Raw genomic sequence first — 14,995 nt, 5'->3', positions numbered from 1 at the left:
CGTCAGATAAACAGATTTACGTTTGACTCCTGTGCCCGGTCCATGTATGTGGCTACTCCACCTATCGTTACATTGTCGAGCAACTCTTCTTTCTTCACTCCCATTACGTCCATCGACATCTGGCAGGCAATGAACTCTACACCATTGTCGATAGCCTGTTGTCTGAGGGATTCCAGCGATTCGATACCCTTGTTCTTCATGATGTATCTCATCATCTTCGATCCGATACCGCCCATATTCATCTTCGAGAGTTTGAGTTTCTTCGAGCTTGAAGGCAACATCATGCCGAACATCTTGCCGAAGATGTCTTTCTGAACACTCGGCTTGCGTTCCTTCTTGATGGCATTCAGTCCCCAGAATGTGAAGAAGATGGTAACTTTTTTTCCTGTGGCAGCAGCTCCGTTTGCCAGTACGAATGTGGCAAGAGCCTTGTCGAGGTCATCACTGAAAAGGATAAATGACTTTCCGTCTGCCGAAGGTTGCTGCTTTACAGCCTCTGCTGCACATGCCGTAGCCTTCTCGATTACCACCTTATATATACCTGCAGAAGGTGAAGAAGATATGAACTTATTACCCGTAGTGCGGCACCATGATTCCGCATCTCTCGGGAAACCGGCATCTGTAGCCGATATCTCAAGTCTTTCGCCCGGTTTGAGTCCTTCCATTGTCTTTTTCAGTTTCAATATAGGACCAGGGCACTGCATACCGCATGCATCAACCTTAATGGTCTTTGCTTCGCTCTGCTCCACCACACACGAACATGCCTCCTTTGCCTCAGCAGCACACTTCATGGCATCATCACCTGGAGTGCAGACTTTTGTCACGGCTGCCTTGTATGTCTTTACACCACCTATCAGATTACGTACATCCTTGAATCCGTTTTCCTTCAGGATGTTAGATGCCAGATAACCTCTCAACCCTACTCCGCAATACAGGAACACAGGTTTGTCTGTCGGTATCTCACCCATTCTGTCACGCATATCGTCAAGAGGGATATTTATCGAGCCGTGGATATTGCCCAAAGAATATTCATCAGGAGTTCTCACGTCTATAAGAGTGACTTTCGAAAGATCTGCATCACGAAGTTCACGCCAGTAAAGCGGAGTCATCTTGCCAGAAAGAATGTTTCCTGCCACATAACCGGAGACAGCTACAGGATCTTTGGCTGATGAGAACGGTGGAGCGTACGCATGTTCCAGTCTTGTAAGGTCGTATACTGTACCTCCGTTTTTCAATACCAGCGCATACTCGTCTATACGCTTGTCCACACCGTCATAACCCACTATCTGAGCCCCGTACAGACGACCGTCTTTAGGAGAGAAAGTAATCTTTATATCCATCTGCAATGCTCCCGGATAATAACCGGCGTGTGAACCTGAATGTATTGTAGCCGAAAGATACGGTATTTCCATCTGTTTCAGACGTTTTGCAGGAAGACCTGTAGAAGCTACAGTAAGGTCGAACACCTTGGCAATGGCTGTTCCTATCGAGCCTTCGTATTTTACCTTATTGCCGAACACCATATTGTCGGCCACGATTCTTGCCTGACGGTTTGCCGGTCCTGCAAGGAAGTTTAGCCATGGCTTGCCTGTTACTGGATGAGGGAACTCTATTGCATCACCCACCGCATAAACGTCAGCATCCGATGTCTGAAGATATTCATTCACATAAATACCTTTCATCTCGCCCAACTTCAATCCTGCCTCTGCCGCAAGTCTTGTCTCTGCACGTACACCGATAGAAAGTATCACCAGCTCGGCAGTAAGCGAAATTCCGGACTTGAAGTTTACATCGAGGGAAGTTCCGTTATCCTTGAAAGACTCAACAGCCTGTTCAAGATACAGCTTTACACCCTGCTGTTGCAGATGCTCGTGCACGAGTGCTGCCATGGAATAGTCGATAGGTCCCATCACCTGATTTGCCATTTCCACTACAGCCACTTCCATTCCTGCATGCTTGAGGTTTTCAGCCATCTCAAGACCGATAAAACCACCGCCTACAATAACGGCGCGCTTTACGGTGTTCTTGCTGATATATTCCTTGATTTTATCAGTATCGTTTACATTTCTCAGTGTGAATATCCCCTTGCTGTCTATTCCCTGCAACGGCGGAACCACCGGAGATGCTCCCGGCGACAAAAGAAGCTTGTCGTACTGCTCGGTGTATTCTCTGCCATCCTTGGTACGCACAGCAACTGTCTTGTTCTTCACGTCAACCGATACAACCTCCGAATTTGTCCTTACGTCGATATTAAATCTCTTACCGAAAGCCTCCGGAGTCTGCACGAAAAGTTTATTTCTGTCGTCTATCACTCCACCTATATAATATGGCAATCCACAGTTGGCATACGATATATACTGCCCTTTCTCGAACATGATAATCTCAGCCTTCTCCGTGTTTCTGCGAATTCTTGCCGCTGCAGTGGCACCTCCTGCCACACCTCCTACTATTAGATACTTCATAATGTATTATTGTTTTATTATTTTATTTACTACTTAAAATATTTTCCATTGGAAACTTTTGCAAAGAAATAACTATTTTCCCAATAAACAAAATAATTAACATTTATTACGTGTGTTATAGAAAGAATTAATCACAAGGCGAAAAACTTATCCTGGGCATGAAACAAAACTTTTTTGATTTTTCATTTTCTATAAATATATATTATTTATATGTAAATACAACTTATATTTATATAGATACAACTTGTGTTTTTATAAATATAAATTGTATTTATAGATTTGGTAAGGTTATTTGCATGTTTATGACTTGAAGACATATAATAGAAAAGCCGCTGAAGAACTATCTCCAACGGCTTTAATCATATTTATCATTATATCTATCAATCTTCCATCAGCTTGCGGTAACGTACCCTCTTAGGTTCCACATTACCCATGCGCTTCATCTTGTTTTCTTCGTATTCAGTATATGAACCCTCGAAATAGAACACTTCGCTATTACCTTCGAAAGCAAGGATATGAGTACAGATACGGTCGAGGAACCAACGGTCGTGGCTGATTACTACGGCACATCCTGCAAAATCCTCAAGACCTTCTTCAAGGGCACGAAGAGTATTTACGTCGATATCGTTGGTAGGCTCGTCGAGAAGCAATACGTTGCCCTCTTCCTTCAGTGCCATAGCAAGGTGAAGACGGTTTCTCTCACCACCTGAAAGCATTCCGCAAAGTTTTTCCTGATCGGCACCTGAGAAATTGAAGCGGCTCAGATATGCGCGGGCATTGACATCGCGGTTACCCATACGGATAAGGTCGTTTCCACCGCTTATCACCTGATATACAGACTTGTTAGGGTCGATATCCTTATGCTGCTGGTCAACGTATGCCACTTTTACAGTCTCTCCTACTTCGAATTCTCCCTTGTCAGGTGTTTCAAGTCCCATAATCAGACGGAAGAGAGTTGTCTTACCGGCACCGTTAGGTCCGATGACACCTACTATACCGTTAGGTGGAAGCATGAAGTTGAGGTCGTCGAACAGAAGCTTGTCGCCGTATGCCTTAGCCACATGCTTGGCTTCGATAACTTTGTTACCGAGACGTGGTCCGTTAGGTATGAAGATTTCAAGTTTTTCTTCCTTAGCCTTAACGTCCTCGTTGAGAAGTTTGTCATATGAGTTAAGACGTGCCTTACCTTTGGCCTGACGTGCCTTAGGAGCCATGCGCACCCACTCAAGCTCGCGTTCGAGAGTCTTGCGGCGCTTGCTGGCAGTCTTTTCTTCCATCTCCATACGTTTAGTCTTCTGTTCAAGCCAGCTTGAATAGTTACCCTTCCATGGAATACCTTCGCCACGGTCGAGTTCAAGAATCCATCCTGCAACGTGGTCGAGGAAGTAACGGTCGTGAGTAACGGCAATTACTGTACCTTCATACTGCTGCAAGTGCTGTTCCAGCCAGTCGATACTTTCTGCGTCAAGGTGGTTGGTAGGCTCGTCAAGAAGGAGGATATCAGGTTTCTGAAGAAGGAGACGGCACAATGCCACACGGCGACGTTCACCTCCGGAAAGATTCTTCACCAACTGGTCTTCAGGAGGACAACGCAGTGCGTCCATAGCACGTTCCAGCTTGCTGTCGAGGTTCCATGCATCGGTAGCATCGATAATGTCCTGCAGTTCTGCCTGGCGCGCGAAGAGTGCGTCCATCTTCTCAGGATCTTCGTAATATTCCGGCAGACCGAATTTATTGTTGATTTCTTCATACTCTGCCAGTGTATCTACGACCTGTTGAACACCTTCCATTACTACTTCTTTCACTGTCTTTGTATCGTCCAGCTGCGGTTCCTGAGCAAGATATCCCACTGAATATCCAGGCGAGAATACCACTTCGCCCTGATAGCTTTTCTCGATACCGGCAATGATTTTCATCAAAGTTGACTTACCGGAACCGTTCAAACCGATGATACCGATTTTGGCTCCATAGAAAAAGGATAGGTAGATGTCTTTCAATACCTGCTTGTTGTTCTGGAATGACTTGCTCACTCCGACCATTGAAAAGATAATTTTTTTGTCGTCTGCCATATTCTTTATTTATTTAATTGTTGAATTGCTTAGTGTTCTTTTCTGATAATATCTGCGTGTAAACAGAAGATAGCCTAACAGACCTGCCATACATATTCCGCCTGCCAGTGTCAACGGATCGGATTCATAATATCTGCATACAAAAAATCCTAATGCCACTCCCATCATTATGCCAATTTCCCACATCAGCTGATATGTGTGATATCCCGTACCGCGCTCACAATGTTTAGGCAACTTTATCATTATCTTCAGGTACTGGCACATAGCGGAAGCCACACCAAGTCCCATCATTACTCCGGCAGCACAGAGGACTATATGATGCTGATATGACGAAACCAGATAAACTGATAATGTCATGAATATATATCCTGTCACGATCCGCACTATATCATCGGCTTTCCTCTTTATCTGCTTGGGTATAAGCCAGAAGATTGCAAACCCAAGGACAATACAAAGATAGAAAAAATAATCGGGTTTACTGGCAACTACCGTTCCCAAAACAAAAGGTACAGTCATCATATTTATTCCCGGAGGGATATTACGGAAAAGAATAAACCTGTCGAAAGAAAACAATGGTGGTTCAAGCGGAGCACGGAAACAGATTTCTATCATCGACACAAGAAACAATGCCACTCCGGCAAAGGCTGCCGAAATGTACATCATATTGTTCAACGATAAAATGGAAGACAGATACAGTCCTCCTGACAAGCCCAGCAACATACCGACTCCTCCCGAAAATGCAAATACCCAATTGGCCTTGCTCCTGAACGAGCTAGGTGTAACATCAATCACCAGAGTGCTTCCTGTCACCATAAGTGCTATAGCGAACAATGCTCCCTGAAGGGCTCGCAAGGCATATACCATCCATATCTGATCGGCGTACGGATAAAGCAATCCGAGAAGCGCAAACAGCATTATGCTCCTTGTACATACATTTTTACGCTTAAATGTATCTACAAGGTAGTTGTTGACTGCTCCTGGTAAAAACAAAGCTATGCCGAACAAAGATGACACCAAAGATGCACCTGTAGGAGAATATCCCCATTTGCCTACAATCCAAGTCTGCAACACCGGAAAGAGCATGTAAACGCTTATGTACAATAATACATTGGAAAGAATAAGAAGTATGAAGTTCTTATTCCAGAAAATCTGTTCCGAAGTATTGTAAGAAGTACTAAACATACATTATATCTTATAGAAAAACACAGGACCAATAAATGAAGATATAGAAACCTTTTAAATAAGGCCTTACGTTCTTCATTTATTAGTCCTTTTCTTATATTTTAGAATTAGTATTGTTCTGATTCATTAGGGAAATCACTTGATTTCACATCACTTACATATTGACCTATGGCATCTGTCATGACAGTATGAAGGTCGGCATAACGACGGAGGAACTTAGGGCTGAAGCCTTTTGTCATTCCAAGCATATCGGTTACTACCAATACCTGTCCGTCAACTCCACCTCCTGCACCGATACCTATTACAGGAATTGTAAGCTCCGAAGCTACTCTTGTAGCAAGTTCAGCCGGTATTTTTTCAAGTACGAGCGCAAAGCATCCTGCTTCTTCCAAAAGATGAGCGTCGCGGATAAGCTTTTCAGCTTCTGCATCTTCCTTTGCGCGCACTGTATATGTTCCGTATTTATTGATAGACTGAGGCATAAGTCCCAAATGTCCCATCACTGGCATTCCGGCACCGATTATCTTCTTTACAGTATCTATGATTTCTTCGCCACCTTCCAGCTTCAAGGCATCAGCATGAGTTTCCTTCATGATACGGATAGCATTGCGCACACCATCGTATGCATCTGCCTGATATGTTCCGAAAGGCATATCTACAACCACCAATGCACGTTTCACGCCTCTCATAACAGACTTGCCATGATAAATCATCTGTTCTATTGTTATAGGGAGTGTTGTGACATTTCCTGCCATAACATTTGATGCAGAGTCTCCCACAAGGATAACATCAACTCCGGCACCGTCAACAATCTGTGCCATCGTGTAGTCGTATGAGGTAAGCATAGAAATCTTCTCGCCTCTCTGTTTCATTTCTGTCAAACGGTGTGTGGTAACCTTACGCACATCACCTGATAAATATCCTGCCATACTTTCTTTTTAATTTAAGTCAGTTTAAAAACTCGGCAAAATTAGATGTTTTATATCATTTAAGCAAATTAAGTGTGATTTTACTTGCTGATGTCACTTTTCAAGCAGTGAAATCATGTCCTGATAAGTATAACCAGTGAAGTCAGGAATAACCAGATTACATTTGTCCTTTATAGCTTCCGCAGGATTGGTAGTACTCAATCCCACAACTGCCATTTGTGCCGATGTACCAGCTTGCAAGCCATGGAACGAATCTTCGAAAACCACACAATTGGAAGGAACGGTTTCAAAAACCTCAGCACCAAGCAGGAAACAGTCAGGTGCCGGTTTAGAGCGGGTAAACATCTCTGCCGTAAGGATTCTGTCAACCAAACTCTTCAGTTCCGGATGGGATGAATATACATTCGCCATCTTCTTTTCGTTGGAGCTTGTCACAATGGCTATCTTAACACCATTCTTGCGAAGTTCCTTCATAAAATCAGCCACACCAGGTACATATTCATATTTCATTTCACTCTCGAACTTGTTCAGTCCGGCAGTAATCTCTGCCTGAGCAGCATCCATACCTTTAAAGTAACGGTCGTATATCTGCGCCAAAGTCTGGCCCTTAATCAGCAACCCGAAATTCTCCATCTCGGGATGATATATACGCCCTACTTCATTCCAATATATTGTATATTGAGATTCCGTATCCATCACCACACCGTCAAAATCGAAAAGCGCGGCTATAGTTTTAGTTTTATCCATTGTTTAGGTTCCGTTTAATCACTGTTTAAATTAAAATCAAAAGCGATCCCATCCCACTGCCTTGTACCATGAAAGGGTTTTATAATAAGAATTCCAATTAGAATTATTCAGTTTGTTAGGAATATACATACCAATACCACAGAAACGGTCTTCCTCAATTACACATGAAGGGTCACCTACAATAGGATATTTTACTCCATACAAAGCATCCTTGGCAACAACGACCTTGTTCATTACATCTTCTAATCCTTCAGGAGTATTTCCAGCGTTCAGATTTTTAAAATAATCAACAATATCAAAAGAGAAATACTTAAATGAGTTAACTCCATATTGCTGAACATCATCCTTATCCAAAGAATATAACTTATCTGAATAAACCTCCAGATTAGCGCCAACCCATTCTGCCAAATCATCCATCTTGCTACAATCAACAGCAGCACAAGTACCCCAAGCATTCAATTCCTTACTATATTTAATATATTCCTCACAAACCTCATTATACGGAACTTCTTTCTCATACAACTTTGGCAATACTATATCGTATGGATGACCATAAACATGAGTCTCAACTACAGCACCAATCAAATAATCAGTCACATCCTTGAATTCATAGCACACTTCGGCTGTAGCCATCATACATGCATCAAACAATATAAAATCCAACTGTTTTCCGCCAAAAACATTTTCCAATACATCAGCCATTTCAGGGATATTGATGTTATAACCAGCATCATCTCCAAACGAACGGCCTGAAACTGTATTTCCCGGCATCCAGCTCGTACCATGCGAACCGAAAACCACCCCATAGCTCTGCGAAGGAGACATATTTACCATAAGATTCAAAATACGTTTCATCGTTTCAGGAGAAGTGGATATATGATTCTGCTCTTCTTTAAAACATGAAATGCCATCCGATTCCTGAATAACTCTTCTTGCATTCAGGTCACCACCATTCAATGAAGAATGTCCGTTTATATTACCATTTCCATCTGAGCTGTATTTCAATATTGCTGGTCCTTCCAGACCATCACCATCATTATTATAAGGACGATAATAAACAAGTAATGTACAGGAGTCTTTACTCTGTGCCAATCCGGAATACATATCCACAAGATTCTGTTTTAAATTTCTATCAAGATTTCCAGACCTATTATTAGATATTAAATACGCCAACACAGTTCTTCCCGACTTTACCGGTAAGCTTTCCTCAGGTATTTCATCCGAACATGCTGTAAAAACAAATACAGACAATAAAAGAAATAATATTTTTTTCATCACACTAAAAATTCATTTAAAAACAAAAATGACGTACCACTCTGCTATTCATAAAAGCAAAACGGTACGCCACAAACGAAGACTAATAAAGTTCAGCCTTCTCAAATTTGAAATCAGGGTTTACAGTTTTGAGAACCATGTTGTTACCCTTTTTATATTTCTCTTTAAGTTTCGTCAACTCTTTCTGCAGTTTGGCCTTCTTTACGTTGAAAAACATAAAGCAAGTACGGTTCTTACCACCCTCTTTTGTCTCAAGGTAGTCCTTCAATTGCACACTGTACTGCTGACGTCCAACCAAAAAGCCTTTTCCATCGACCATTGCACTATCCAGGAACTGAATGTCAGTGAAATAGACTAAAGAGTCAGTAAACGAGGCAGAGACACCTGCCATATACACCCCATATTTATTCTTATCTTTTGATTTCTTTGCTGCAGCTCCAACAAACACAGAAACTGCAAACAGAAAGCATAATAATTTTATATATCGCATATTATATTATTTATATTGCGACAAAAATAATCATTTATAGTCAATATAGGAAAAAGGAAGCCTATTATTTAACATACAGAAACAAAAAACAGAACCAAACCATGTTGAAGTCTGATTCTGTTATTCTTTTCGGAAACCAATCTTTATCTTATCCTAAATAAGATTTGAGCAACTTGCTACGCGAATTGTTTCTTAATCTTCTGATAGCTTTTTCCTTAATCTGACGAACGCGCTCACGTGTAAGCCCGAATTTATCGCCGATTTCTTCCAACGTCATTTCCTGCGTGTTAATACCGAAAAACATTTGAATAATATCCTTTTCTCTTTCGGTCAGCGTAGAGAGTGCTCTGTCGATTTCCTTCGAAAGTGACTCATTAACCAAAGAACGGTCCGCCATAGGCGAATCATCGTTCACCAACACGTCGAGCAGACTATTGTCTTCACCCTCAACAAAAGGTGCATCTACTGAGATATGACGTCCTGATACTTTCAGAGTATCGGATATCTTATCTACAGGAATTTCAAGTTCGTCAGCAAGCTCTTCCGGCGACGGGCGACGTTCGTTTTCTTGTTCGAACTTAGAGAAAGCCTTACTGATCTTATTCAACGAACCCACCTGGTTCAATGGCAATCTTACGATTCTTGACTGTTCTGCCAAAGCTTGAAGAATGGACTGGCGAATCCACCATACGGCATAACTGATAAATTTAAAACCACGTGTTTCATCAAATTTTTCAGCTGCCTTGATAAGTCCAAGATTTCCTTCATTAATCAAGTCAGGCAAACTTAATCCTTGATTCTGATACTGTTTTGCAACAGAAACAACAAATCGCAAATTGGCTCTAGTAAGTTTCTCTAACGCAATTCTGTCCCCCTTACGAATACGCTGAGCAAGCTCTACTTCTTCTTCGACTGTAATCAAGTCCTCACGACCAATTTCCTGCAAATACTTATCCAGAGAAGCGCTCTCTCGGTTAGTGATACTTTTGGTAATCTTTAATTGTCTCATTCTTTAAAATCGATTTGGATGCAAAGTTATAAAAAATATCAAGAATACGACAATTATTCTATTCATTATTATAACTTTTTATTACAATAAATGATAAAGAGAGGCGTATATGCTATTTTTCACATAAAACGCCTCTCATAATCTTTTACCTTAAATCAATACCTATGCAATAATATCCTATTATTATCCTGTGTTATGATTATTCAGTCTGTGACAAATCTACTGCATAATTTGCACGCTTTCCTGAAGGATAAACACCTGTCATGAACAATACCTGATCTGGTGACTGCGATGCAGCCTTCATTACATCTTCAAGATCCTGAACTGTCTTAAGCTGTTTTCCGTTAGCCTTCAGGATAATGAATCCTTTACGGATACCGCTGTCTGCCATTCTACCGTCTGTAACGCCTGTAACCTGAACACCGTATCCAAGGTTCAACTGGCGTTTCAATTCGTCAGGCACTGTACGGAATGCCGCTCCAAGCATCTCCATATCAGCTTTCTTAACCACCTTTGTATTACCCTGTGCATTCTTCAATGTTATAGTGAATTCTTTTTCTTTCTTGTCACGCAACACTGTCACTTTAACTTTTTCACCAGGACGATACTGTGCAAGCATACCCTGAAGGTCGGCCATTGTCTTGACTTTCTTACCGTTAAGACCAATTATTACATCATCCACCTCAAGTATACCCTCAACAGAACTTCCTTCTGTTATCGTCATTACCTGTACACCTTCATTTGCTCCTAATTCTTTCTGTTTCTTACGGATTTCTTCCGGATAATCCCTATTTTCATCTCCAACATTAATACCTTCAATTCCGAGCAATGCACGCTGAACAGTTCCATACTGCTTCAAGTCTGTTACTACTTTAGTCATAATGCTTGTTGGAATAGCAAATCCGTATCCTGAATAAGCCCCTGTCGGAGAGAACAACATAGCATTGATACCAACAAGTTCACCACGAGCATTAACCAATGCGCCACCACTATTACCCTGATTGATTGCGGCATCAGTCTGAATGAATGATTCTACCTGATTTGCACCAAGACCTCTTGATTTGGCGCTAACCACACCGGCAGTAACAGTAGAACCCAAATTGAACGGATTACCAACAGCCAATACCCATTCACCTACTTTCAGTTTTTCTGAATCGCCTACCGGAATTGCAGGAAAATCATCACCTTCAATCTTAACCAGAGCAAGGTCTGTAGTCGGGTCTGTACCTATTACCCTACCCTTAAGTTCTCTGCTATCCTGAAGCTTTACACTGATTTCATCCGCTCCGTCAATTACGTGATTGTTGGTTACTATATATCCATCTTTAGAGATAATTACACCAGAGCCAAAACCTTTCTGTTCAGGAGTCTGTATCTGACGCTGACGTCCACGACCGTCTCCAAAGAAATAATCGAAAATGTCAGGCATCTGCTGCACTGTCTGCACCTTACTTCTTTGTGTAGCAACAATATGTACTACAGAATTCAATGAACTTTCTGCCGCCTTTGTCAAATCAACAGGCTGCATGCTGTTTGAATCCATCGCAACAGCGCGAGTCAAAGGCATTGTATTGAATGATTCGTAAAATGTCTTACTTTCTTCCGGTTGATTATTCTGAGAAACGACGTATGCCGTAACACCTGCAACTCCTGCACTTACTGCAACCATTGAAGCTGCTCCTATCGCAAATTTAGTTACTGTTTTCATAATCTTATCTATATTAAATTGTTAATTTCACTACTTGTTTAACATTTCATCCGCTAAAGTATAACAAATTCCATACGGTTGTACTCCTAAGTATCAGTTTTTTCCCTCTTTTAACATTGGAATTATCCCGATTAACCCGTGTTAACGAGGAAAACTGACAAATTTACATTCATTACAAGTAACTGACAACACAAAAATAAAAGTATTTCTGCCAAGTCTGCCGTTTTTTCAGTTTATTTCCATACCTTTGCAATAAGAAAGCAGCAGACCGGTCTGTCGCTGGTATTCTATACAAGAGGAAAGTCCGGGCAACACAGAGCATCCTACTTCCTAACAGAAAGCTGTCCGCGAGGGTGGAGTAATGTAGAAGAAAACAACCGCTCCTTCGGGAGTAAGGGTGAGAAGGTGGGGTAAGAGCCCACCAGCCGCATAGCGATATGCGGGCTGTACATCTTAGGAGTTGTAAGGTCATGTAAACCGGCATTAACGAGGGTTGCTCGCCCCACGTCGGAGGGTAGACCGCTAGAGCCCGTCGGTGACGGCGGGAGTAGATAAATGACAGACGTCCCTGCCAGTCAGGGAAACAGAACCCGGCTTACAGGTTTGCTGCCTTCTTTTTTTCATTATGACAATCATCATTAATACATACTATGCCAAAACTTCCAATAAACAAATGGAAAAAGTTTCTTCAGAAAGACCTATGGATAGCCGATGAAGAAAAATACCCTCCTATAATCAAAAACATAATAAAAACCATAAGAATTATAATACTTTCCACAGAACAGTTCAACAACAACAGAATAGCCGTACGTGCCTCAGCACTCACATACAGCACCCTGTTGTCTATTATTCCAATACTTGCAATTCTCTTTGCAATAGCTAGAGGATTCGGCTTCGACTCAATCATAGAAGGACTTTTCAGGAAAAACATGAATGCAAGTCAGGCCGAACTTGTCTTTACATGGATAAATTCCTATCTCCAGCATGCCAAAAGTGGAATTTTCATCGGAGTAGGCATCGTAATGTTGCTTTGGACGATACTAATCCTTACAGACAATATAGAACGCAGCTTCAATACGATTTGGCAGGTTAAACGTCCTCGCACAGTTTTCAGAAAAATTACCGATTATTTTTCAATGATACTGCTACTGCCGCTACTGATAGTAGTTTCAAGCGGAATTTCCATATTCATGACTACCTTCATGAAGGAAATGGAAACATTCACTCTCCTGGCACCAATCATGAAATTTTTCATCCAGCTCCTGCCCTACGCAATAATCTGGATAATGTTCATCGGACTTTTTGTATTTATTCCAAACACAAAAGTAAAACTTGCACATGCCATAATACCGGGAATACTGGCAGGAAGCGCATTCCAGATCTTCCAGTATATATATATAAACAGCCAGATATGGGTATCAAACTACAATGCCATCTACGGAAGCTTTGCTGCCATACCGATGTTCCTGCTCTGGACACAGATATCCTGGAGCATCTGTCTCTTTGGAGCTGAGATGAACTACGTCAGCCAGAATCTGGAATCGTTCAAATACGGAAAAGAATCAAAAAATATTAGCCGCAGATATCACGACTTTTTCTGCACAATAATATTATCCAGAATATGTAAACGTTTTGAAAACGGCGACGATCCGTATACCGCCGAAGAAATAAGTAAAGAAAACAAGATACCTATAAGACTAACAAAAGACATTCTTTATGAGCTGCAGGACTTGCAGCTGATATATGAAGGAGTAAAGGAAAAAGGTAACACTGAAGAAGTGTGTTATCTTCCCGGAATGACCGTGCACAAGCTGACATTGGGAGTAATGCTCAACAAACTCGATTCTAAAGGATTCGAAGAATTCAATATAGACAAAAGCCAATACACAGCTTCGTGGAATGCAATGATTAAAGCACGAGAGGAATACACCTCACAAAATAACCAGATATTACTAAAAGATTTATAATAACAGACTTATAGCAAAAAAGAAAACGGCTCTCAAGCAAAATCAATGTTCGGGAGCCGTTTCATCATATATCAAAAAGAATTACTCTGCAGTGAGTTTCATCATTCTGCTCAAATACTTGCCAATAATATCAAACTCGATATTTACCACGCTTCCAGGCTTTATGGTATGAAAATTGGTATGTTCGAAAGTGTAAGGAATAATAGCTACCTGAAACGAATCCTCCGTAGGATTACATACAGTAAGGCTCACACCGTTTACAGTCACAGAACCTTTGTCAACAGTAAAATAACCTCTCTTCGCCATTTCCTTGTCAAATTTGTATTTGAAAGTAAAATACCAGCTACCTTCGGCATCATCTACAGCCACACAGGTTGCAGTCTGATCAACATGTCCCTGAACGATATGACCGTCCAATCGTCCGTTCATCATCATACTTCTTTCCACATTAACCTTATCACCAACCTTCAGTAATCCGATATTAGAACGTTCTATAGTCTCTTTCATGGCAGTAACGGTATAAGTACCATTCTGAATACTTACCACAGTAAGACATACACCGTTATGAGCAACACTCTGGTCTATTTTCAATTCATCAACAAAAGAACATTTCAATGTGAGATGCAGGTTTTCCTGTTCTTTCACCACATTTACTACCTCTGCAAATTCTTCTACGATTCCTGAGAACATAAGTATATATTTAATAGTTAATCAATAAAACATATTCTATTCCGGAATAGGCTTGCTCCACACAGTCTCACCGTCCGAATCTACCACTGATATAGTTCCACCGGCATACTGTTCAGTAAAAGCATTTCCCTTTTCCAGCATATCTTCAGCCATGTGTATGGCTTTTTCCATAGTTTTCAATGAGAATCCTTTATTGTCGTAAGACTCATCATCAGAAAAATAGATGTCATAAGTTTTCATGTAAGTCAATCTTTAATATTTTGCGTGGCAAATATAGTGAAAGTAGAATTCAAAATAAACAAAGAACAAGGTTATTTTTTCACAAGGTAAAACTATCCGAAAAAGAATTGCCAAAACACACAGCAGAAATATATAAAACAAAAAAGAGAAACCGGCATATCACCGATTTCTCTCTCTGAGCGGAAAACGAGACTCGAACTCGCGACCCTAACCTTGGCAAGGTTATG

At 41.2% G+C, this 14,995-nt stretch carries 12 protein-coding genes and 1 other RNA gene; 2 read left to right on the top strand and 11 right to left on the bottom strand.

What is annotated here, in order from left to right:
- Nucleotides 1-2: 2 nt before the first annotated feature.
- From Q0486_RS02070 to Q0486_RS02030, 9 genes are all read right to left on the bottom strand, one after another.
- Nucleotides 3-2,462, bottom strand: coding sequence for an FAD-dependent oxidoreductase (locus tag Q0486_RS02070; protein WP_299230010.1), 2,460 nt, complete (start codon nt 2,460-2,462; stop codon nt 3-5).
- Nucleotides 2,463-2,842: 380 nt separating this feature from the next.
- Nucleotides 2,843-4,531, bottom strand: a complete 1,689-nt coding sequence (gene ettA / locus Q0486_RS02065) for an energy-dependent translational throttle protein EttA (protein ID WP_289089690.1) — start codon at nt 4,529-4,531, stop codon at nt 2,843-2,845.
- 9 nt (nt 4,532-4,540) lie between these two features.
- Nucleotides 4,541-5,713, bottom strand: coding sequence for an MFS transporter (locus tag Q0486_RS02060; RefSeq protein WP_299230006.1), 1,173 nt, complete (start codon nt 5,711-5,713; stop codon nt 4,541-4,543).
- A gap of 107 nt (nt 5,714-5,820) precedes the next feature.
- Entirely contained in the window at nt 5,821-6,642 is an 822-nt protein-coding gene (gene panB / locus Q0486_RS02055; protein WP_204392692.1) for a 3-methyl-2-oxobutanoate hydroxymethyltransferase, read from the bottom strand.
- A gap of 93 nt (nt 6,643-6,735) precedes the next feature.
- A complete protein-coding gene (locus tag Q0486_RS02050; protein ID WP_299230001.1) occupies nt 6,736-7,389 on the bottom strand; it encodes an HAD family hydrolase in 654 nt (217 codons plus the stop codon).
- Nucleotides 7,390-7,425: 36 nt separating this feature from the next.
- Complete coding sequence (locus Q0486_RS02045) at nt 7,426-8,664, bottom strand: clostripain-related cysteine peptidase (protein WP_299229999.1); 1,239 nt, start codon at nt 8,662-8,664, stop codon at nt 7,426-7,428.
- Nucleotides 8,665-8,746: 82 nt separating this feature from the next.
- Nucleotides 8,747-9,154 (bottom strand): hypothetical protein, encoded by a 408-nt coding sequence (locus tag Q0486_RS02040; protein WP_299229997.1) that lies wholly within the window; start codon nt 9,152-9,154, stop codon nt 8,747-8,749.
- A 148-nt stretch (nt 9,155-9,302) separates the two neighbouring features.
- Nucleotides 9,303-10,163 carry an RNA polymerase sigma factor RpoD/SigA gene (locus tag Q0486_RS02035; protein WP_289105433.1) on the bottom strand — a complete coding sequence of 287 codons (861 nt, stop codon included), beginning with the start codon at nt 10,161-10,163 and terminating at the stop codon, nt 9,303-9,305.
- A gap of 199 nt (nt 10,164-10,362) precedes the next feature.
- Nucleotides 10,363-11,871, bottom strand: coding sequence for a trypsin-like peptidase domain-containing protein (locus tag Q0486_RS02030; RefSeq protein WP_299229993.1), 1,509 nt, complete (start codon nt 11,869-11,871; stop codon nt 10,363-10,365).
- A gap of 260 nt (nt 11,872-12,131) precedes the next feature.
- Here Q0486_RS02030 and rnpB point away from each other — a divergent pair.
- Together rnpB and Q0486_RS02020 are read left to right on the top strand one after the other, a co-directional pair.
- Nucleotides 12,132-12,485: RNase P RNA component class A (gene rnpB, locus Q0486_RS02025), an RNA gene on the top strand.
- Nucleotides 12,486-12,521: 36 nt separating this feature from the next.
- On the top strand, nt 12,522-13,838 hold the full coding sequence (locus Q0486_RS02020; protein WP_299229991.1) for a YihY/virulence factor BrkB family protein: 1,317 nt from the start codon (nt 12,522-12,524) through the stop codon (nt 13,836-13,838).
- Between the two features lie 81 nt (nt 13,839-13,919).
- On the opposite strand, the gene Q0486_RS02015 is transcribed toward Q0486_RS02020, so the two are convergent.
- Both Q0486_RS02015 and Q0486_RS02010 read right to left on the bottom strand, forming a co-directional pair.
- A complete protein-coding gene (locus Q0486_RS02015; RefSeq protein ID WP_299229989.1) occupies nt 13,920-14,528 on the bottom strand; it encodes a riboflavin synthase in 609 nt (202 codons plus the stop codon).
- Between the two features lie 36 nt (nt 14,529-14,564).
- On the bottom strand, nt 14,565-14,768 hold the full coding sequence (locus tag Q0486_RS02010) for a hypothetical protein (RefSeq protein ID WP_299229987.1): 204 nt from the start codon (nt 14,766-14,768) through the stop codon (nt 14,565-14,567).
- Between the last annotated feature and the right edge of the window lie 227 nt (nt 14,769-14,995).

This window comes from uncultured Bacteroides sp. (genome assembly GCF_937912035.1).
GTDB lineage: Bacteria > Bacteroidota > Bacteroidia > Bacteroidales > Bacteroidaceae > Phocaeicola.
Note: the sequence above shows the minus strand (reverse complement) of the source record. Positions and strands in the feature narration are given on the sequence as shown.